Source organism: Kineococcus sp. DHX-1 (assembly GCF_042473625.1).
Classification (GTDB): Bacteria; Actinomycetota; Actinomycetes; order Actinomycetales; family Kineococcaceae; genus Kineococcus.
Map to the genome: position 1 here is coordinate 4,661,180 of NZ_CP170445.1, position 18,907 is coordinate 4,680,086.

Below are 18,907 nucleotides of genomic sequence, written 5' to 3' on the forward strand. Positions count from 1 at the left end.
GTTCCTCGGTTCGTCGAGTTGGCGTCGACGCCACTGTACCGTCCGGACGGTACAGTCGGCGAGTCGATAAACTCGGCCGGTGCCCAGGGACCCCCTCGCGACCCGCGACCGCCTCGTCGACGCCTTCGCGAGCATCGTCGTCAGCACCGGCGCCCGGTCGGCGACGCTCGAGGCCGTGGCCGCCCGGGCGGGCGTCTCCAAGGGCGGGCTGCTCTACCACTTCGCCTCCAAGGACGCCCTCGTCGACGGCCTCGTCACGCGCTTCGAGCGCTTCGCCCGCGAGGACCTCGAGCAGATGCGGGTCGCCCCGGAGGGCCCGGCGGAGTACTACGTGCGCACGTCGGCGACGGAGGCCGTCTCCCTCGCGGGCGGCAGCGACCCGGACCCGCTGAGCACCGCGCTCGTCGCGATGCTGCGCCTGGCCCAGGAGGGCGACTCCCGGGCCAGCGAGGTCTTCACGGCCGTCAACGACGGCTGGCGCGAGCTCATCGAGGACCAGCTCGGCGGCGACCGCGGCCTGGCCCGGATGGTGCAGCTCATCGGTGACGGCCTGTGGGGTTCGGCATCCATGGGCATCCCCGTCACCGACCTGGAGGAGATCCTCGAGCAGGTCCGGCACCTCGTCGCGTCGAGCCGCCACGCCGCACCGTCCGCCTGAGCCACCCGATCGGACGCTCGTCCCGGCGCCCGTCGCCGCCGATCACCTCGGGAGTGGTTCGGCAGGTGGCGAAGGGACGAGGTGGGCCGGTGCAGCTCGACGCGCAGGAGACCGCGACGGCGCGGTTCCTGGACGGCTTCCCGGACCCGACGTGGTCGGTGGACCCGACGGGTCGCCTCTGCGCCTGGAACCGCGCCGCCGAGTCCGTCCTCGGCGTGCCCGCGGTGGCCGTCCTGGGCCGGTACCCGCAGGAGGTGTTCGCCACGGTCCCGCTGGAGACCGGACCCGTCGACCTCCGCGACGCCGACGGCCGGGTCGTCAGCGGCTCCGCCGTCCTCTGGTCCGACGGCGACCTGCGGCACACGTCGGTGCGCGTCTGCCGCGGTGACGTCGGCGTCGTGAGCCGCCGCCTGCTCGAGGGACTCCTCGAGCACGTCGGGGACGCGATCGTCACCGTCGACCCCCAGGGCCTCGTCCAGCTGCTCAACAAGGGGGCCGAGCGCCTCTACGGCGTCCGCGCCGCGGACCTCGTCGGCCGCCACGTCCGCGGGCTGTGCCGCGACGACGACGGGATCGAGGAGTACCTCGACGCCGTGCGCCGCGAGCTCGTCGCGGGCCGCACCTGGTCCGGGGTCGAGGTGGAGCTGGTGACCGCTTCCGGACGCTCCCTCGTCGTCGAGTCCGCCGCCACGGCGCTGTTCGACGGGCACGGCGGGTACGCCGGCGCCGTCCTCGTCAGCCGCGACGTCACCCCCGTCCGGGAGCTGGAGCAGTCCCTGCGCGCGGCCACCCGCGCCCTGCGCGACCGCGCCTCCCAGATGGCCAAGGCCACGCACCGCGACGCGCTGACGGGTGTCGCCGCGCGCAGCCTGCTGCAGGAGCGGCTCTCGGCCGCCCTCGGTGCCGCCGTCGACGCCGACGAACCGGTCTGCGTGCTGGCCGCGGACCTCGACGGCTTCCGCGCCGTCAACGACTCCTACGGCCTGGCCGCCGGCGACGCGCTGCTCATCGCCTTCGCCGCGCACCTGCGCTCGGCCCTGCCGCCGAGCGCGACCGCGGGCCGGCTGGGCGCCGACGAGTTCGCCGTCGTCCTGCCCGGCACCGGCGAGGAGCAGGCCGAGCGCATCGCGGCCGTCGTCCGCGCGTGGACGCCGCCGGCGCCGCTGCCCGCGCGCGGCCGCCGCGCCGACGACCGGGCCGTCGGCGTCACCGTGGGGGTCGTCCGGGCCACCCCGGTGGAGTGCCGGTCGCCCTTCGACACGGGCGTGCGGTCGGTCCTGCAGCGGGTCGAGGACGCCGTCGCCGCCCAGAAGAGCGGGGGCGACGGTGCCCGACGTCGTGCGTCCGACCGTGCGTCCGACCGTGCGTCCGACACGGCGTCGTAGACGTCGGACGTTCCCCTACGCTGACTCCGTGGACGGACCCGCGACCGGAGGCGTGCGCGCGCTGCGCACCGCGGTCGTGACGGTCGTCGTCCTCGCCCTGGCGGTGCTCGCCCACGTCGCCGGGGGCGGGCACGTGCCGTCCGGACCGGCCGCCGGTGCCGCGGTCGTCGCCGTCGCCCTCGTCGCGCACGTCGCCACCCGCCGGCAGCTCACGACGGCCGCGTTGCTCGCCCTGCTCGGCGCGGGCCAGTTCGTCCTGCACCACGTCTTCATGGCCCTCGACGCGGCCCGCGGGCCCGTCGACGCCACCGCGATGCCGATGGCGACGCCCGGCCACGGGCACCCGGTGGCCCTCCTCGCGGTCCTCCCAGAGGGGTCCGCCGGGGCGTCCGGCCTGGCGGTCGGCGTGGACCTCGGTCCGGTGGTCCTGACCCCGATGCTCGCCTCCCACGTCGTCGCCACCCTCCTCACCGCCGTCGCCCTGGCCGGCGGGGAGCGCGCCCTGTGGCGCCTCTGGGCCTGGCTCGTGCCGCTGGTCGTGGCCCTGTCGGTCCGCTGCACCGTCGTCGCGGTGCGGCTCGCTCGCGCGTCCGCGGACGGGGAGCACCGGCCGGTCCACGAGGCCGTCCTCGCCCGGGTCCTGCCGCGGCGCGGTCCGCCGGTCGCCGCCGCCCGCTGAGCTCGACCGGTCACCGACCCGTCGCTCGGCGGCGACCCCGCCGCCCACCTCGACCATCCCGCCGGGCCCCGCCCCGTCGCCCCACGACCACGCGTCGGGGGCGTGACCGCGCCGCGCCCGCGGGCACCACCCGTGAGGACCCCTCGTGCCTGCCGACGACCTGCTGACCCCTGCCCCCTCGACCGTCCCGCCCACCCCGCCCCGGCCCTCCCCGTGGGCGGCGCTGCGCCCACTCGTGCTCCGCCTGCACTTCTGCGCCGGGGTCCTCGTCGCCCCGTTCCTGCTCGTCGCCGCCGTCAGCGGCACGCTGTACGCTGCCACCCCGCAGCTCGAGGACGCCGTCCACCGGCACCAGCTGCACGTCGTCCCGTCGGCGACGCAGGTCTCCCTGGCCGACCAGGTCCGGGCCGCGGTCGACGCCCGCGGCGGTGGCGAACCGGTGGCCGTCCGGCCCGCGCCCACCCCGTCCGACACCACCCGTGTCCTGTTCGCCGACCCCTCGCTGGGCGAGTCCGAGCGCCGGGCCGTCTTCGTCGACCCCGGCACCGGTCGCGTGCGCGGCGAGCTCACGGTCTACGGCACCAGCGGCATCCTGCCGCTGCGGACGTGGGTCGACCAGCTGCACCGCAACCTGCACCTCGGGGAACCGGGCCGGCTCTACAGCGAGCTCGCCGCGTCCTGGCTGTGGGTGCTGGCGCTGTCCGGTCTCGGCCTGTACGCCGCCCGGCGGGTGGGGGCGCGCCGTGTCCAGCGTCCGACGGTGCGGGGCAGCCGCGCGCGGACGCGGACCCTGCACGCCGTCGTCGGGACGTGGCTCGCGGTCGGTCTCCTGGGGCTCTCGGCGACGGGCCTGACCTGGTCCACGTACGCGGGGGAGCGGGTCACGGCGCTGCGCAGTGCGCTGTCCTGGCAGACGCCCGTCGTGGACACGAGTGCGACGGGGCACCAGGGACACGCAGACCACCAGGGTCATGCCGCAGCCAGTTCCGCTGGGGCCGCCGTGGCGACCACCCCCGACGCCTTCGCGCAGGTCCTGGCGACAGCCCGCGTCGCCGGGCTGACGGCCGGCAAGATCGAGGTCAAGGCCCCGGTCGCGCCGGGTGCGGCGTGGAAGGTCGACGAGGTCGACCGCGGCCTGCACACCCAGGTCGACTCCGCCGCGATCACCCTCACGACCACGAGCTCGGGGGCGCTCGACGCGCAGGTGGTGGACGTCGTCCGCTTCGAGGACTACCCGCTCATGGCCAAGCTGGCCCGCTGGGGCATCGACCTGCACACCGGGTCCTTCGGGCTCGGCAACCAGCTCGTGCTGCTCGCGCTGGGCCTGGGGCTGACCGCAGTCGTCGTGTGGGGCTACCGCATGTGGTGGCAGCGCCGCCCGGACCCGGCCCGGCGCCTCGCCGTCGGGCCGCCCGCCCCCCGCGGTGCCTGGCGGCAGCTGTCGCGCCCGGTGCTGGTCGCCGTCGTGCTCGTCACCGCGGTCGTCGGGTGGGCGGTGCCGCTGCTCGGGGTGTCGTTGGTGGCGTTCCTCGTGCTGGACGTCGCGACGGGAGTCCTGCGGCGGGGGCGCACGGTGTCCTGACGTCAGCCGGTCCGGGGGGCGCGGGTGGACCGGACGACGGCCACCGCCCCCACCCCGGCCAGGCAGGTCAGCGCCCCGGCGACGGTCAGCACCGCCCAGACCACGAGTCCGAGGCTGTCGGACGCGGCCAGGGGCGCGGCGGCCAGGGGGGCCGCGGGCGGCAGTGCGAGCGGGGCGCCCCCCAGCGGCCGACGCGCGTCCGGTTCGCCGTCCCGCAGCGGCCACCAGCCGACGGGGAGCAGCCAGGCCGCGCCGCCGAGCGCGGCGTACGCGCCGTCCACCACGACCCACGGGTCCCGGAGGCTGGTGAGGACGACAGCCAGGCCGGCACCGGCGGCGGTCGTCGCCACCCCGGTGAACGGCCGGGTGGCGCGGTCGGCCACCCACCCGCCACGCCGCGACGACGGCGGTGCCCACCGCCCCGGCGGCCACCGCCCGGAGCCAGGTCCGCTGCCGCTGCACCCCGGCACTCTGGCGCGTGCCCCGGCCCCCTCGGTGCGCCCGCGGCGGGCGTCGCCCCGGGCGGACCGCTGCCTGCACCGGGAGTGAGTCGTCGTCGTGGGCTCAGGCCGACGCGACCCGCTCGGCGTCGGCGGCCACCAGCTCGGCGTACCGGCCCCCGGCCGCCAGGAGCTCGTCGTGCGTGCCGCGCTCGACGACCCGGCCGTGGTCGAGGACGACGATCTGGTCGGCGTCCCGGACCGTGGAGAGCCGGTGGGCGATGGTGATCGTCGTCCGGCCCGCCGACAGCTCTGCCAGCGCCGCGGCCATCGCCCGCTCCGTGCGGGTGTCCAGGGCGGACGTCGCCTCGTCGAGGAGCAGGACGGGCGGGTCCCGCAGCACGGTGCGGGCCAGCGCGATCCGCTGCTTCTCCCCGCCCGAGAACCGGTACCCGCGCTCGCCGACGACGGTGTCGAAGCCCTGCGGGAGCGCGTCCAGCACGTCCTCGACCTGCGCGATCCGCGCGGCCCGGCGCAGCTCGGAGTCCGTCGCGTCCGGTTTCGCGAAGCGCAGGTTGTCCGCGACGGAGGCGTGGAGCAGGAACGTCTCCTGGGTCACGACGCCGACGGCGTCCGACAGCGACCGGGCGGTGAGGTCGCGCACGTCGACGCCGTCGAGGCGGACCGCGCCCGCGTCCACGTCGTACAGCCGGGCGAGCAGGTAGCCGAGGGTCGTCTTGCCCGATCCGGTGGCCCCGACGACCGCCAGCGACGAGCCCGCCGGCACGTCCAGCGTGACCCCCGCGACGGTGGGCCGCTCGGCGCCCGGGTAGCCGAAGGACACGTCCTCGAACCGCACGTGCCCGCGCGGGTTCGGCAGGGTGCGGGCGCCGGGTCGCTCCTCGACCTCGACGGGGGTGTCGAGGTACTCGAAGACACGGGCGAACAGCGCCATCGACGCGTGCAGGCGCACGACGATCCGCAGCAGCGCGCCGAGCGGGCGGAAGAGCTGCCCCTGCAGGGTCACGAGCGCGACGAGCGTCCCGATGCTGAGCGCCGTCCCCGTGCCGCGGATCCACCCGCCGAGCAGGTACGTGAGCGCGGGGACGGCCGCCATCGTCAGCGTGATGAGCGACCACTGCCAGCGGCCGGCCATCTCCGACCCGACCTCGAGGCGGGCGACGTCGTCGGACTGGGCCGTGAAGCGCTCGACGACCTCGGGCGTGCGACCGGTCGTGCGGGTCAGCAGGATCCCGGAGATCGACAGCGTCTCCTCGACCGTCGCCGACATCTCGGCGAGCTGGCGCTGGCGCTGCGCCGTGATCCGCCGGCGCAGGCGTCCGACGCGGCGGTTCAGCCACACCGAGAACGGCAGCACGCAGAAGGAGAAGAGCGCGAGGCGCCAGTCCAGGGCGAGCATCGCCACGACGGTGACGACGACGGTCGCGAGGTTCTGGACCAGGTCCGCGCCCGTGCTGGTCACCACGGTCTGCATGGCGCCGATGTCGTTGGCGATGCGCGACTGCACCTCACCCGTGCGGGTGCGGGCGAAGAAGCCCAGCGACATCCGCTGCAGGTGCGAGTACAGCGAGGTCCGCAGGCCGTGCATGACGGCCTGCCCGACGCGCGTCGTCAGCAGGCCCTGGACGACGTCGAGGGCGGTGCCGACGGCGACGATGCCGACGAGGCCGGCCGCCAGCCAGGCCAGCAGCCGCAGGTCGCCCTGCGGCAGGGCCACGTCGACGACCTCGCGGATGAGGAACGGCGAGGCCACGCCCGCGACGGCGGAGCAGGCGATGAGGACGGCGACGACGGCTAGCGTCCGCGCGTGCGGGCGGAACAGCCGCAGCACACGGGCCACCTCGTCGCGACGGGGCCGGTCCAGGCCGGTCGTGTCGGTCTTCCCCGGCCGGAAGGGATCGCGTTGGGGGTCTCCGCGCACGGACTCACCTCTTTCTTGTGGTCACCTCACAGTGAGGTTACCTCATAGACGGTAGGGTGCGGGGGTGGACGACCTCGACGGGGACCTGCTGGAGACGCTGCGTTCGGTGCAGTGGCGGCTGCGGCGCGGAGCCCACGGCGACGTCGAGGACCTCGGCATCACCCCCGCGCAGGGCCGGGTGCTGCGCGTGGTCGGGCGGTGCGAGGAGCCCCCGCGCATGGGGGAGGTCGCCCTCCGGCTGCACATCGCTCCCCGCTCGCTCACCGACCTCGTCGACCCCCTCGAGCAGGCCGGGCTGCTGCGCCGGACGCCCGACCCCGCCAACCGTCGTTCCGTCCTGCTGGACCTGACCCCGGCCGGGACGTCCGTCCTCGAGGAGCTGCGCCGCCGCTCGCGGGCGACGGCGACCCGGGCGCTCGGGGTGCTGCCCGTGGAGGACCGGCAGCAGCTGCTCGAGCTCCTGCGCCGGGTCGAGGCGGCGCTCGCCGGCCCCGCGGAGTGAGATCGATCCTCACTGAGCGCCGACACCCCACTACAGTCTGTCCCGGACAGTCCGTCGAGGGAGGTGTCGAGCGTGCTGGAGCCCGCCGGGCCCCCCTCCACCCGTGGAGCGGTGCGTGAGGTCCAGGTCGACCTCGCCCTCGACGCCGCGCGGGTCGCCCTGTTCGAGTACGACCTGCGCACGGGCGAACTGACGGCCGACGACCGCCTCGCCGGCTTGCTGGGGACCCCCGACGAACCGACCGCCACGGGCTTCGCCGACCGGTTCGCCGAGCTGGTGGGCCCGGCCGAGACGCACCGGTTCCGCGATGCGGTGACGCGCGCCGTCGAGGCGGCGGCACCGTTCCACGTGGAACTGCGCGTGCGGCCCGGCGGCGGCCGTCCGGCGTGGGTGGGCGTCCGGGGTCGGGTCGTGCTCGACGGTCACCGGCCCGCCCGGCTGCTTGGCGTCGTGCACGACACGACGGCCGACCACGTCGTCAGCGCGGCCAGCGCCCTGGAGTCCCTGCCGGCCGCCTACTACGCGCTCGACCACGGCGGGCTGCTGCGCTCCCTCAACGGCGAGGCCGAACGGCTCACGGGTCGGCCGCGCGACGAGCTGCTCGGCCGGCCGTGGGGCGACGTCTTCCCCCTGGCGTCCGGGTCCGAGGCCGACCGCGTCCTGCAGTCCGTCGAGCGGACCGGCCGCGCCGAGACGGTCGAGCTCCTGCACCCCGAACCCCTGTCGCTGTGGTGCGAGTTGCGGGCCTGGCCCGACGGTGAGGGCACGAGCGTCCTGCTCCTGCCGGCCGCCGCCCGTCGCGAGGCCGAGGAGGCGGCGCAGCGGGCGCGGACCCAGGTCCAGGTCCTGACCCGCGTCGGCTCCCACCTGTCCGGAACGCTCGACGCCGAGACGGCCGTGTCCCGGCTGTCCGGGATCCTCGTGCCCGTCCTGGGGGACTGGTGCATCGTCTCGGTCGTCGAGGGCCAGTCCACGCTGCGCGACGTCGGCTGCCAGCACGCCGACCCGACGCGGCAGGACCTCCTCGAGGCCTACCAGGGGCAGCGGATGCGCGCCCTCGTCGGGCACAACCCCGGCGGACCGCCCTTCATCCTCGAAGCCGTGCGCACCGGCCGGCCGGTGACCCTGCCGACCCCGGCCGTCGCGACGATCCAGCAGCTCGTCGGGCCCGGCCCCGCCCGGGAGGCGGTGACCGCCCTCGACCCCGAGCACGTCGTCGTCCTCCCGCTCCGGGCCCGCGGCCGGACCGTCGGGCTGGTGACGCTGGCGCGGGACCACGGCCGGCGCCCCTTCGACCCCGAGGACCTCGCCACGATCTCCGGCGTCGCCGAGCGGGCCGCCCTGGCCCTGGACACCGCCCGCCTCTACGGGCAGCAGCAGCGCATCGCCGAGGGGCTGCAGCGCGACCTGCTCACCCCGCCCGCGCAGTCCCCGCACTGGCAGACGGCCGTGCGCTACCGGCCGGCGGCGCGCGTCGCGCAGGTCGGCGGCGACTGGTACGACGCCTTCCACCAGCCGGACGGCACGACGACCCTCGTCATCGGGGACGTCGTCGGCCACGACACGGCCGCGGCCGCCGCCATGGGACAGCTGCGGAACCTGTTGCGGGGCATCGCCTTCGCCGCCCCCGACGGACCGGCGGCCCTGCTGCGGCGGCTGGACGCCGCCGTGGCGGGCCTGGGCGTGGGGACGCTGGCGACCGTCCTGGTGGGCCGTCTGCAACCCCGCCCGGACGGGGTCGTCCTGGAGTTCTCCAGCGCCGGTCATCCCGCCCCGGTCGTGCTGCAGCGGGGCGGCACCGCGGTCCCCCTCGTCGTCGCCGAGGGGAGCGAGGGACCGGACCTCCTCCTCGGCATCGACCCGACGACCCCCCGCCACGACGGTGAGGTCGTGCTGCGGCCCGGCGACACCGTCCTCTTCCACACCGACGGCCTCGTCGAGCGTCGCGACCAGAGCCTGGACGAGGGCACGACGCTGCTGCTCGCGGCGATCGAACGCAACGCGCACCGCGACCTCGAGGACCTGTGCGACGCCGTCCTCGACGAGATGCTGCCCGAGCGGCCCGAGGACGACGTCGCCGTCGTGGCGGTTCGCACCCGGAGTTGACCCGCCGTCGGCCAGAATCACCGACTGTGAGCACCACGCCCGGCGACCTGTCCCGTCGATCCGTCGCCTGGCGCGTGGCGGCGCTGGGAGCCGGCGTCGCCGTCCTCCTCGGCGGCCAGCTGACCGACACCAACGACTGGTTCCCGCTCGGCTCCTTGTCCCAGTACGCCAGCCCGCGCCCCGCGGACGGCAGCGTCGTCTCCACGTCGCTGGAGGGCACCACGGTCGACGGCCGGGTCGTCCAGGTGCCGCTGAGTCCCGCCGCGGTCGGACTGTCGCGCGCCGAGCTGGAGGCGCAGGGGCAGCGGGTCATCGCCGACCCGGCCCTGCTGGGGGACATCGCCCGGTCCCGGGCGGCCCTGCACCCGGGCGCGGACCGGCTGCGGCAGCTGCGCCTCGTCCGCAGCGAGCAGCAGATGCGCGACGCCCGCCTCGTGGGCCCGACCGAGGTCCGCGTGCTCGCCACCTGGACCGCCGCGTGAACGGCGTCGGGAGCAGCGTGGGGGGCCGGGTGTCGCGCTTCCTCGTCCCCGCCCTGCCCGTCGCCAGGGTCGCGTGGCTGCGCGTCGTGCTGGCCACGTTCGCGCTGGTCGACGCCACGCTCATCACGAACCACGTCCTCGAGCACGTCCACATCGGGGCCTTCTGGCGTCCCACGCTCGTCGGCCGCGTGCTGCACCTGCCGGCGCCGACGACGGTGACCGCCTCCCTCGCGCTCGCCGCGATGGCCCTCGGCGTCGTCCTGGCGCTGCCCCGGCGGACCCGCTACCTGGCCGGGTGGCTGAGCTCGCTCGGCTACCTGTCCTGGGTGCTGTGGTCGATGGGTTTCGGCTACGTGGCGCACGACCACATGGCGATCGTCGTCGGGATGGTCGTCCTGCTGACCGCCGGCCGCGCCGACTTCGAGGACCAGCGCACGAGTCGCGCCGCCGGCTGGGCGCTGCGCTGCGTGCAGGTCGCGACCGTCATGACGTACGCGGGGTCGGCCGTCAGCAAGTGCGTCCGCAGCGGCACGCCGTGGGCCTGGGCCAACGGCGCGGTCACCGTCTGGGCCGTCACCCGGCGCGGGTCGACGCTCGGCGACTGGGTCGGTCGCTTCCCCGCCTTCCTCGTCGCCGTGCAGTGGACGGTGCTGGTCTGCGAGTTCCTCGCCCCCGTCGCCCTGTGGCTGCGCGGCAAGAAGCTCTACGTCGCGTTCGGCGCCGCGATGCTCTTCCACCTCTCGACCTGGCTGACCCTCGGCATCCACTTCCTGCCGACGGTCGTGTGCTGGGCCGCCTTCCTGCCGCTGGAGCGCCTCGGCGCGTTCCGCCGGGTCCGGCCGGTGGCGGGCGAGCCGGTGCGGGAGCCGGTCTGACCCTCCGGCGCCCCCTCGTCCTGACCGGCGGCCCGGCGGTGGGACGACGACGGGCCGGGCGCTCGCGAGCGCCCGACCGGCCGCGGAGAGGGGTTCGACGTCGTCCTGCCCGACGTCCTCGTCATCCCCTTCGAGAGGCGCGCCGCCACCCGGCCGGTGTGGCTGACCGATGAGGAGTTCGCCTGGCTGCACCGCCGGGACGCGGCCGACCCACCGGAGGCCGACGTCCGGCTCGACGTCGCGGGGCTGGCCCTCGCAGCGCAGGTCGCGGCCGTCGAGGAGGTCTGGGCGCGGGGCTGAGGCGTCACCGCATCCGCTCCCGCAGCGATCGCCGGTCCAGCGCTGCCTCGGCCAGCGTCAGCAACTCACCGAGAGGCATCGGCAGCTCGGCGTCGAGGTCGGCGACGGCGGCCTCCGTCGTCCGCCACTCCCGCTCCAGCACCGGGACGAGGTCGCGTGCGCGCTCGGTGAGGTCCACGACGCGCTCGCGGCCGTCCACCCCGCGGGCCGCCCGCAGCCACCCGTCGCGCCGCATCTGCGCGACGGTCTGGCTGGCGGCGGAGTGCGTCACCCCCGTCGCCTCCGCGACCCCGCTGATGGTCAGCGGGCCGTGCGCGAGGACGGCCCGCACGACGGGGGAGTACCGCGGGCGGTGCCCCTCCAGCCCCAGCTCGGCGCCGAGGTCGGCGACGTCGCGCTCGAGCCGGTCGAGCAGCCGCCGCAGCTGCGTCCCCAGGCCTGTGACCTGCGCGGTCACGGCGTACCGGCGAAGCGGTCGGTGGCGGCGGTGACGGGGGCGAGGAACGCGTCGCCGCCGTGCCCGGCGTCCTCCACGACGACGAGCTCGCTGCCGGGCCAGGCCCCGTGCAACCGCCAGGCGGTGTCGAGCGGGCTGGACACGTCGAGCCGGCCGTGGACGAGGACACCCGGGATGCCGGCGAGCCGGTCCGCGCCCGCGACGAGGTCACCGCCCGGGGCGAGGTCGGCGAGGAACCCCGCGGCGGCGAAGTAGTGCGTGACGAGCCGCGCGAACGCGAGGCGGAACGCCGGGTCCTCGTAGCGCGGGTTCGGCTGGTGACCGGGGACCAGGGAGACGTGGACGTCCTCCCAGGTGCACCAGTCCCGGGCCGCCCGGGCCCGGACGCCCGGGTCGGGGTCGTGCAGCAGCCTGGCGTAGGCGGCGGCGAGGTCGCCGTCGCGGTCGGCCGGCGGGACGGCGTCGCGGAACGCCTCCCACTCGCGCGGGAAGACGCGGCCGACGTCGCGGGTGATCCAGTCGACCTCCCGCCGCGTCGTCGTCGCCACGGAGAACAGGACGAGCGCCCGGACCCGGTCGGGGTGCTGCTGCGCGTAGGCGAGCCCGAGCGTGCTGCCCCACGACGCCCCGAGGACGAGCCACCGCTCGACGTCGAGGTGCTCGCGGAGTCGTTCGACGTCGGCGAGCAGGTGCGGAGTGGTGTTGGCGGACAGGTCGACGACGTCGTCGGCGGCCGACGGGGTGCTGGAACCGCAGTTCCGCTGGTCGAACTGGACGATCCGGTAGCGAGCCGGGTCCAGGTACCGCCGCCACCCGGGCGTCGCCCGCCCACCCGGCCCGCCGTGCAGGACGACGGCGGGGGTGCCGGCCGGGTTCCCGCTGACCCACCACGCGACGTGGTGGCCGTCGCCGACGTCGAGCACCCCCTGCGCGTGCGGTGCGCCCTCCGGGTAGCCGGCCACGGTTCCTCCTCCGATGCAACAGTGCTGTTGCATCGAATGCTAGGGGGAGAAGACGCCCCAGCAGATCGGGTCCCGCCGCTCCTGGTCCTCCAGGACCAGGGACCGGACCTGCGCCGGCAGCCGGTCCCGCTGCCGGTCCCGTTCGCGCCGACCCGCCTCGACCCCCGCGTCGGCGGCGACGGCCTTGATCGCGTAGGCGGCCGCGCCGAGGTCGTGCTCGGCGACGTGGGCCACGCACGCGGCCTGCCCCGCGGCGTAGGCGGCGAAGCGGGCCGCCCCGCGCAGGGGCCGGGCCGCGCCCATCGCGTGCCCGCCGAGGGCCCGGCACTCCATCATCGGCAGCGACCCCGCCACCCAGGCCCGGGCCGCGTCGACGGCCTCGCGCGGCCGCCGGTCCTCCGGGCGCTCGCGCTCGAACAGCTGCAGGACGTGCTCGGCGCAGTCCGACGCCCACAGCGCCAGCAGGTGGTGGTCCTCGTCCGTCAGGGAGCCGCCGCGGCGGACGGTGACCAGGCGCGGGTCGCGGTCGGCCGGCAGGATCACCGGGCCCCCAGTCGCCGCACGTCCCAGACGTGGTGCAGCGCCCCGTGGCGGTTGCGCAGCGCGACGTCGCGCACGCTCAGCTCGCCGTGCCGGGGGTGGCGGACGACGGCCCCGCGGGCCTGCGCCTCCCGGACGACGTCGCACCAGTCCTCCGCCGCCCGCCGCACCGCCCACAGCGCCGCCCCGGGACCGAAGGAGGAGTAGCGCCGGCCTCGGCGAGCTCGTCCGCGTCGTGCCCGGCGGGGACGACCGGGTCGCCCGCGAGCGCCGCCACCAGCCGTTCCGACCAGGACCGCAGGGTGTCGGCGACGTGGACGACGTGCTCGGGCCCGGACCAACTGTTCGTCGGCGGACCCGCGAGCGGCAGGACGAGCGCGAACTCCCACGGCACCCGCGCGACGTCGTCGACGGCCTGCTCGACGCCCACGCTCCACGACGTCCCGCACTCCCGGCACGCGTCGCCGTGGACGTCCTCCCACCACCTCACGCGCGCACCCACGGGTCCTGCGGTCGCCGGCCCGGGACGAACCCGACCGACTCCGCCAGCGCTCCCGCCTCCGCCAGGCCGTGTCCGACGGCGCCGGCGTGGTGGGCGTCGCTGCCGAACGTCAGGCGCTCCCCGCCCTCCTGCACCCACCACCGCAGGACGATCGGGTGCAGCGGGAGCCGGGTGTTGTACTCGAGGGCCCGCTGTGTCGAGGCGAGCGCGCGCAGGGCGGTGCGCAGTTCCTCCTCGAACTCCGCGGGGTCGAACTCGCCGGGCCAGCTGCGGACGGGGTAGTCGATGTGCGCGAACGTGTCGAAGTCCGCCGTCGTCATCCGGCACACCTCGGCGAGGTAGTCGCGGAACACGTCCGCCGCGGGGCGGCTCTCGGTGAGGAGCCACGGTTCGGCGTACGCCTCCCCGTCCCAGAGGCAGTGCAGCGAGCCCACGACGCGGTCGACGGGTTCCAGTGCAGCGAGTTCGGTGGCGTGCAGGTGCGGCTGCCCGACCTCCCGGCCGCTGAGGACGACGAGGTCTGCGAACTCGGCGCGGCAGCGGTCCAGGCTCTCGCGGTAGGCGTCCGCGTCCGGCAGCGGCGCCCGCAGGATCCCGTCGACGACCAACTCGCCGTGCTCCTCGACGAGGAAACCCGCCCGGAACGGGGTGAGGTCGACGTGCTCGGTGAAGGCGACGGACGGCAGGCCCAGCGCGACCGCACGAGCGCACGTCTCCCGCATCGCGCCGACGTTCCGCGCGTCCCAGGAGAACTGGCTGTGCACGTGACCGTCCGGTGGCAGCACCTGACCAGCCTGTCAGCCGCCGCCCGGTGGCACCAGGGTCGGGAACGTTCGACGACACCAGGGGTGTCGCCGTGCACGTGACCGCCGGCCCGCAGTGGGGCGCGGGCAGCCACTCGCTGAACCGCTGGCGCCGTGGTTCCGGTCAGCCCCCGAGCACCAGGGCCAGGTGCAGCGCCAGCCGGTCCCGCCCGTCGTCGAGGTCGAACCCGCTGACGGCCGTGATCCGCCGCAGCCGGTGGTAGAGCGTCTGCCGGTGGATCGACAGCGCCTCGGCCGTGCGCTGCGCCGACCCGGCGAGGTCGAGGTAGGTCCGCGCCGTGAGCACGAGGTCTGGTTCGGCGGCGAGCAGCCGCCGCGCCCGCTCGTCGAGGACGACGTCCGCCAGCGCCGCCGGATCGCCGAGGGCGTGCAGCCGCAGCGCCCCGAGCCGTTCCCACTCCCGCACCCCGGCGCCGCCGGAGCGCAGCGCCGCGTCGGCCTGCTGCCACCCGGTGTGCGCGGACCCGGCGGCGACGACGCCCGACACCCCCACGGCCAGGCCCCCGGGGTGCTGGGACACGAGAGCGGCCGCGGCGCGTTCGGCGACGTCGCGCCCGCCCAGCGGCGCCGGGACGACGAGGGCCGCGCGGTGCCCGACGGCGGCGGACAGCACCGCGCGGGGGAGCAGCCAGCCGTTGACCGCCCCGGTCGGCCCGCCGTCGACGGGCGCGATCGCGACGACGGTCACCGTCGGGGGGAGCAGCCCGTCGCGCTGCAGCTCCTCCACGGCCCGCGCGCGTGACCCCGCGTCGGTGGACAGCAGTTCCCCGACGGCCCACGTCGTGCGGTCCGCCGTCCGGGCCCGCGTCGCGAGGTGCGCCGCGACGAGGTCGAGGGCGTCGCGCACGCGGTCGAGGTGCTCGGAACGGACCCGGTCGTGCGGGTCGAGCAGCCACAGGTAGCCGTACGTGACGCCGCGCCAGCGCACCGGGAGGCACCAGCGGGCCAGCCGTCCGGACGTCGTGTCGCCGGGGATGCGCAACGGACCGGTCGCACGGGCGATCCCGAACCCGGCGAACAGCTCCTGCACCCGCGGGTCGGAACGCCGGCGCAGGATCGAGCGTCGGCGCACGTCGTCGATGACCTCGTCGTGGCCGGAGCTGGCGACGAGCAGCAGGTCGCGGTCCTCGAGCGTCACCGGCGCCCCGGTGAGCTCGGCGACGGTGTCGACGAGGTCCTGCACCTGGTCCGTCGGGTTCACGACGGCATCATCCACCTGTACGACGCAGGCGGGGAAAGACGTGGCACGCGTCAGTGGCCCCCGTCACCACGGCGTTCTAGCGTCGAGGTGTGTTCGGACAACTCCTCCTGGGCGTCGCCGGCAACGACGGTGTGCGCCGGCTCGTGACCGGCAGCTCCCTCAGCCGGCCCGTCGTCTCCCGCTTCATCGCCGGCGACGACGTCGACGCGGCCGCCGGTGCGGTCCGCGACCTCACGGCGCAGGGCATCGCCGTGACCCTCGACCGGCTCGGCGAGGACATCACCGCGCCCGAGCAGGCCGACGAGACCGTCGCCGGCTACACCGAGCTCCTCCAGCGCCTCGCCGGCGAGGGACTCACGGCCGGCAACGAGATCTCGATCAAGCTCTCCGCCCTCGGCCAGGGCCTGGGCCCCGACGGTCCTCGCCGGGCGACCGAGCGCGCTCACCTCCTCGTCGAGCGGGCGCACGCCCTCGGCGTCGACGTCACCGTCGACATGGAGGACCACACGCGCGTCGACGACACCCTGACGACCGTCCGCGCGCTGCGCGCCGACTTCCCGCGCACCGGTTGCGTCCTGCAGGCGATGCTGCGCCGCACCGAGGGCGACGCCCGCGACCTCGCCCACGACGGTTCCCGCGTCCGCCTCGTCAAGGGCGCCTACAACGAACCGCCGGAGGTCGCGTACCCGGCGAAGGCCGACGTCGACAAGGCGTACGTCCGGTGCCTGCGGATCCTGCTCGACGGCGGCGCCTACCCGATGATCGCCACCCACGACCTGCGCATCGTCGCCCTCGCCGAGGACCTGCTGAGCGGCAAGCCCGCTGGTTCTGCGGAGTTCCAGATGCTCTACGGCATCCGCGCCGGTGAGCAGCAGCGCCTGGCCCGCGAGCACACCGTCCGCGTCTACGTCCCGTACGGCACCGACTGGTACGGCTACTTCTCCCGGCGCCTCGCCGAACGTCCCGCGAACCTCGCGTTCTTCGCCCGCTCCCTCGTCGCCGGCTGACGAGAAACCCCACGGAAGGAAAACCGTCGTGCAGTCCGTGACCGACGTCCCCGCCCCGCGCAACGAACCGATCCACGGGTACGCCCCCGGCAGCCCCGAGCGCAAGCTCCTCACCGACGCCCTCGCCGCGCACGTCGCGAACCCGGTGGAACTCACCCAGACCATCGGTGGGCAGGAGGTGTTCGGCGGCGGTGAGCGCGTCGACGTCGTCCAGCCGCACCAGCACGCCAGCGTCCTGGGCACGTTCGGGACGGCGACGCGGGACCAGGCCCGTGCCGCTGCGGACGCGGCGCTCGCCGCCCGCCGCGACTGGGCCGCGATGGACTACGACGACCGCGCCGCGGTGTTCCTGCGCGCGGCCGACCTGCTCGCCGGACCGTGGCGCGAGAGGATCGCCGCCGCCACCATGCTGGGGCAGTCCAAGACCGCGCAGCAGGCCGAGATCGACGCGCCCTGCGAACTCGTCGACTTCTGGCGCTTCAACGTAGCCTTCGGCCGCCGCCTGCTCGAGGAGCAGCCGATCTCGAGCCCCGGGGTCTGGAACCGCCTCGACCACCGCCCGCTCGAGGGTTTCGTCTACGCCATCACGCCGTTCAACTTCACGGCCATCGCCGGGAACCTGCCGACGGCCCCCGCCCTCATGGGGAACACCGTCGTCTGGAAACCCTCCCCGACGCAGACCCTCGCGGCCTGGCACACGATGAAGCTGCTCGAGGCCGCCGGCTTGCCGCCCGGTGTCGTGAACCTCGTCACCGGTGACGGCAAGGACGCCTCCGAGGTCCTGCTCGCCGACCCGAACCTCGCCGGGATCCACTTCACGGGCTCCACCGCGACGTTCCAGCACCTGTGGCGGACGGTCGGCGAGAACATCGCGGGCTACCGCACCTACCCGCGCCTGGTGGGGGAGACGGGCGGGAAGGACTTCGTCGTCGCGCACCCCTCGGCCGACCCCGCGACCCTGTCGACGGGTCTCACCCTGGGCGCGTTCGAGTACCAGGGGCAGAAGTGCTCGGCGGCCTCCCGCGCGTTCGTCCCGAAGTCCGTGTGGGACGTCATGGGCGAGGAGTTCCTCTCCACCGTGGACTCCCTGACCTACGGCGACGTCACCGACCTGTCGAACTTCGGCGGGGCCGTCATCGACGCCCGCAGCTACGCCAAGAACGTCGCCGCGATCGAGCGCGCCCGCAGCACCGACGGTCTGACGATCGCCGCCGGCGGGACGTACGACGACTCCGAGGGGTACTTCGTCCGCCCGACCGTCGTCCTGGGCCAGGACCCGTCCGACGACGCCTTCTGCAGCGAGTACTTCGGGCCGTTCCTCGCCGTCCACGTCTACGACGACTCCCGCCCCGGCGCCTGGGCCGACGTGCTGCGGACCGTCGACGAGGGCGCCCCGTACGGGCTGACCGGTTCGGTCATCGCGACCGACCGCACCGCCGTCTCCGAGGCCTCGCAGGCGCTGCGGTTTGCCGCCGGGAACTTCTACGTCAACGACAAGCCGACGGGCGCGGTCGTGGGACAGCAGCCGTTCGGGGGTTCCCGCGCCTCGGGCACCAACGACAAGGCCGGCTCGATCCTCAACCTCCAGCGGTGGACGAGCCCCCGGGCGATCAAGGAGACGTTCGTCGCGCCGACGACGCACGTGTACCCGCACATGCGCTGATTGGGAAGCCCGTCCGCGGGTAAGGGCCGGGCATGACTCAACCCACTGGGTCCGGGATCCGGACCGACGACCTCAGCGTGTCGCACGGCCCCGGGCCGACCCCGTCGACGGGCGAGCACCGGCGTGAGGAGTCCGTCGGGCAGCTCGTCAGCCAGCTCACCGAGCAGGTGTCCCGGTTGGTCAAGGACGAGGTGCAGCTGGCCAAGGTCGACCTGACCGCCAAGGGCAAGAAGGCCGGCATCGGGATCGGGATGTTCTCCGGTGCCGGCCTGCTCGCGTTCTTCGGGTTCGGGGCGCTGGTGACGACCGCGATCCTGGGGTTGGCGTACCTCGTGCCCGCGTGGGTGTCCGCGCTCATCGTGGGCGTCGTGCTCTTCGCCGTCGCCGCGGTGCTGGCGGTGATGGGCAAGAAGGAGGTCTCCGAGGCCACGCCGCCGGTGCCGCAGGCCGCTGTGGACGGCCTCAAGCAGGACGTCCAGACGGTGAAGGAGGGGCTGCACCGGTGAGCACCCCCACCCCCGGCACGGGCCCCGTCCCCACCGACCGCGACGCCCTCGTCGAGGACATCGAGAAGACCCGCGAGCGCCTCGCGCAGACCGCCGACGCCCTCGCCGCCAAGGCCGACGTCAAGGCGCAGGCCTCGGCGAAGGTGGAGGACCTCAAGGCGACGGCCCAGCACCGCGTCCGCGAGACCAGCGAACGGGCCCCCGGCACCCCGCCGCAGCAGACCGCCGTGCTCGTGGGCGCCATCGTCGCCGCGACGGCGTTCGCCGTGTGGCTCGTCGTCCGGAAGCGGTGAG

21 protein-coding genes are annotated in these 18,907 nt (G+C 75.4%); 13 read left to right on the forward strand and 8 right to left on the reverse strand.

Going from position 1 to position 18,907, the window contains the following annotated elements:
* The first annotated feature begins 79 nt into the window (after positions 1-79).
* The 4 genes from ACFEMC_RS22590 (at position 80) to ACFEMC_RS22605 (ending at position 4,304) form a co-directional block, all read left to right on the forward strand.
* Positions 80-658, forward strand: coding sequence for a TetR/AcrR family transcriptional regulator (locus ACFEMC_RS22590; RefSeq protein ID WP_380172107.1), 579 nt, complete (start codon positions 80-82; stop codon positions 656-658).
* Between the two features lie 89 nt (positions 659-747).
* Positions 748-2,043 carry a diguanylate cyclase domain-containing protein gene (locus ACFEMC_RS22595; protein WP_380172109.1) on the forward strand — a complete coding sequence of 432 codons (1,296 nt, stop codon included), beginning with the start codon at positions 748-750 and terminating at the stop codon, positions 2,041-2,043.
* A gap of 28 nt (positions 2,044-2,071) precedes the next feature.
* Positions 2,072-2,722: a hypothetical protein gene (locus ACFEMC_RS22600; RefSeq protein ID WP_380172111.1), complete on the forward strand. Its 651-nt coding sequence runs from the start codon at positions 2,072-2,074 to the stop codon at positions 2,720-2,722.
* A gap of 145 nt (positions 2,723-2,867) precedes the next feature.
* Entirely contained in the window at positions 2,868-4,304 is a 1,437-nt protein-coding gene (locus ACFEMC_RS22605) for a PepSY-associated TM helix domain-containing protein (RefSeq protein WP_380172113.1), read from the forward strand.
* Between the two features lie 2 nt (positions 4,305-4,306).
* On the opposite strand, the gene ACFEMC_RS22610 is transcribed toward ACFEMC_RS22605, so the two are convergent.
* Both ACFEMC_RS22610 and ACFEMC_RS22615 read right to left on the reverse strand, forming a co-directional pair.
* The gene (locus ACFEMC_RS22610; RefSeq protein WP_380172115.1) at positions 4,307-4,687 is read right to left on the reverse strand and encodes a hypothetical protein; all 381 of its coding nucleotides are present in this window, start codon (positions 4,685-4,687) and stop codon (positions 4,307-4,309) included.
* A gap of 181 nt (positions 4,688-4,868) precedes the next feature.
* Positions 4,869-6,686 carry an ABC transporter ATP-binding protein gene (locus tag ACFEMC_RS22615; RefSeq protein ID WP_380172117.1) on the reverse strand — a complete coding sequence of 606 codons (1,818 nt, stop codon included), beginning with the start codon at positions 6,684-6,686 and terminating at the stop codon, positions 4,869-4,871.
* Positions 6,687-6,750: 64 nt separating this feature from the next.
* Here ACFEMC_RS22615 and ACFEMC_RS22620 point away from each other — a divergent pair, with 64 nt between their 5' ends.
* From ACFEMC_RS22620 to ACFEMC_RS22640, 5 genes are all read left to right on the forward strand, one after another.
* The gene (locus tag ACFEMC_RS22620; RefSeq protein WP_380172119.1) at positions 6,751-7,188 is read left to right on the forward strand and encodes a MarR family winged helix-turn-helix transcriptional regulator; all 438 of its coding nucleotides are present in this window, start codon (positions 6,751-6,753) and stop codon (positions 7,186-7,188) included.
* A gap of 72 nt (positions 7,189-7,260) precedes the next feature.
* Entirely contained in the window at positions 7,261-9,294 is a 2,034-nt protein-coding gene (locus ACFEMC_RS22625) for a SpoIIE family protein phosphatase (RefSeq protein WP_380172121.1), read from the forward strand.
* A 26-nt stretch (positions 9,295-9,320) separates the two neighbouring features.
* Positions 9,321-9,776: a hypothetical protein gene (locus ACFEMC_RS22630; RefSeq protein ID WP_380172123.1), complete on the forward strand. Its 456-nt coding sequence runs from the start codon at positions 9,321-9,323 to the stop codon at positions 9,774-9,776.
* Positions 9,773-10,651, forward strand: coding sequence for a hypothetical protein (locus ACFEMC_RS22635; protein WP_380172125.1), 879 nt, complete (start codon positions 9,773-9,775; stop codon positions 10,649-10,651). The genes ACFEMC_RS22630 and ACFEMC_RS22635 overlap by 4 nt, the downstream gene beginning before the upstream one ends.
* Positions 10,652-10,807: 156 nt before the next feature.
* Complete coding sequence (locus tag ACFEMC_RS22640; protein ID WP_380172127.1) at positions 10,808-10,951, forward strand: hypothetical protein; 144 nt, start codon at positions 10,808-10,810, stop codon at positions 10,949-10,951.
* A 4-nt stretch (positions 10,952-10,955) separates the two neighbouring features.
* Here ACFEMC_RS22640 and ACFEMC_RS22645 read toward each other — a convergent pair whose 3' ends face one another.
* The 6 genes from ACFEMC_RS22645 to ACFEMC_RS22670 all read right to left on the reverse strand — a co-directional run bounded on the left by ACFEMC_RS22645 (position 10,956) and on the right by ACFEMC_RS22670 (position 15,437).
* Positions 10,956-11,408: a MarR family transcriptional regulator gene (locus ACFEMC_RS22645; RefSeq protein WP_380172129.1), complete on the reverse strand. Its 453-nt coding sequence runs from the start codon at positions 11,406-11,408 to the stop codon at positions 10,956-10,958.
* Complete coding sequence (gene pip / locus ACFEMC_RS22650) at positions 11,405-12,403, reverse strand: prolyl aminopeptidase (RefSeq protein WP_380172131.1); 999 nt, start codon at positions 12,401-12,403, stop codon at positions 11,405-11,407. Before pip ends, ACFEMC_RS22645 begins: the two co-directional genes overlap by 4 nt.
* A gap of 6 nt (positions 12,404-12,409) precedes the next feature.
* On the reverse strand, positions 12,410-12,913 hold the full coding sequence (locus ACFEMC_RS22655) for a putative immunity protein (RefSeq protein WP_380172133.1): 504 nt from the start codon (positions 12,911-12,913) through the stop codon (positions 12,410-12,412).
* Positions 12,910-13,080 carry a hypothetical protein gene (locus ACFEMC_RS22660; RefSeq protein ID WP_380172135.1) on the reverse strand — a complete coding sequence of 57 codons (171 nt, stop codon included), beginning with the start codon at positions 13,078-13,080 and terminating at the stop codon, positions 12,910-12,912. The genes ACFEMC_RS22655 and ACFEMC_RS22660 overlap by 4 nt, the downstream gene beginning before the upstream one ends.
* 316 nt (positions 13,081-13,396) lie before the next feature.
* The gene (locus tag ACFEMC_RS22665) at positions 13,397-14,197 is read right to left on the reverse strand and encodes a PHP domain-containing protein (protein ID WP_380172137.1); all 801 of its coding nucleotides are present in this window, start codon (positions 14,195-14,197) and stop codon (positions 13,397-13,399) included.
* A 142-nt stretch (positions 14,198-14,339) separates the two neighbouring features.
* Positions 14,340-15,437: a PucR family transcriptional regulator gene (locus ACFEMC_RS22670; RefSeq protein ID WP_380172139.1), complete on the reverse strand. Its 1,098-nt coding sequence runs from the start codon at positions 15,435-15,437 to the stop codon at positions 14,340-14,342.
* Between the two features lie 89 nt (positions 15,438-15,526).
* On the opposite strand from ACFEMC_RS22670, the gene ACFEMC_RS22675 reads away from it, so the two are divergent.
* From ACFEMC_RS22675 to ACFEMC_RS22690, 4 genes are read left to right on the forward strand one after another with little or no spacing between them, the layout of a single operon-like run.
* A complete protein-coding gene (locus tag ACFEMC_RS22675; RefSeq protein WP_380172141.1) occupies positions 15,527-16,444 on the forward strand; it encodes a proline dehydrogenase family protein in 918 nt (305 codons plus the stop codon).
* A 28-nt stretch (positions 16,445-16,472) separates the two neighbouring features.
* Positions 16,473-18,107, forward strand: coding sequence for an L-glutamate gamma-semialdehyde dehydrogenase (pruA, locus tag ACFEMC_RS22680; RefSeq protein WP_380172143.1), 1,635 nt, complete (start codon positions 16,473-16,475; stop codon positions 18,105-18,107).
* 32 nt (positions 18,108-18,139) lie between these two features.
* Positions 18,140-18,613: a phage holin family protein gene (locus tag ACFEMC_RS22685; protein ID WP_380172145.1), complete on the forward strand. Its 474-nt coding sequence runs from the start codon at positions 18,140-18,142 to the stop codon at positions 18,611-18,613.
* A complete protein-coding gene (locus ACFEMC_RS22690; protein ID WP_380172147.1) occupies positions 18,610-18,906 on the forward strand; it encodes a DUF3618 domain-containing protein in 297 nt (98 codons plus the stop codon). Before ACFEMC_RS22685 ends, ACFEMC_RS22690 begins: the two co-directional genes overlap by 4 nt.
* The last annotated feature ends 1 nt before the right edge of the window (position 18,907 follow it).

Coding starts and splice junctions, on each gene's coding strand:
- pip (WP_380172131.1), bottom strand. CDS start 12,403: ATGCAACAGCACTGTTGCATCGGAGGAGGAACCGTGGCCGGCTACCCG.
- ACFEMC_RS22685 (WP_380172145.1), top strand. CDS start 18,140: ATGACTCAACCCACTGGGTCCGGGATCCGGACCGACGACCTCAGCGTG.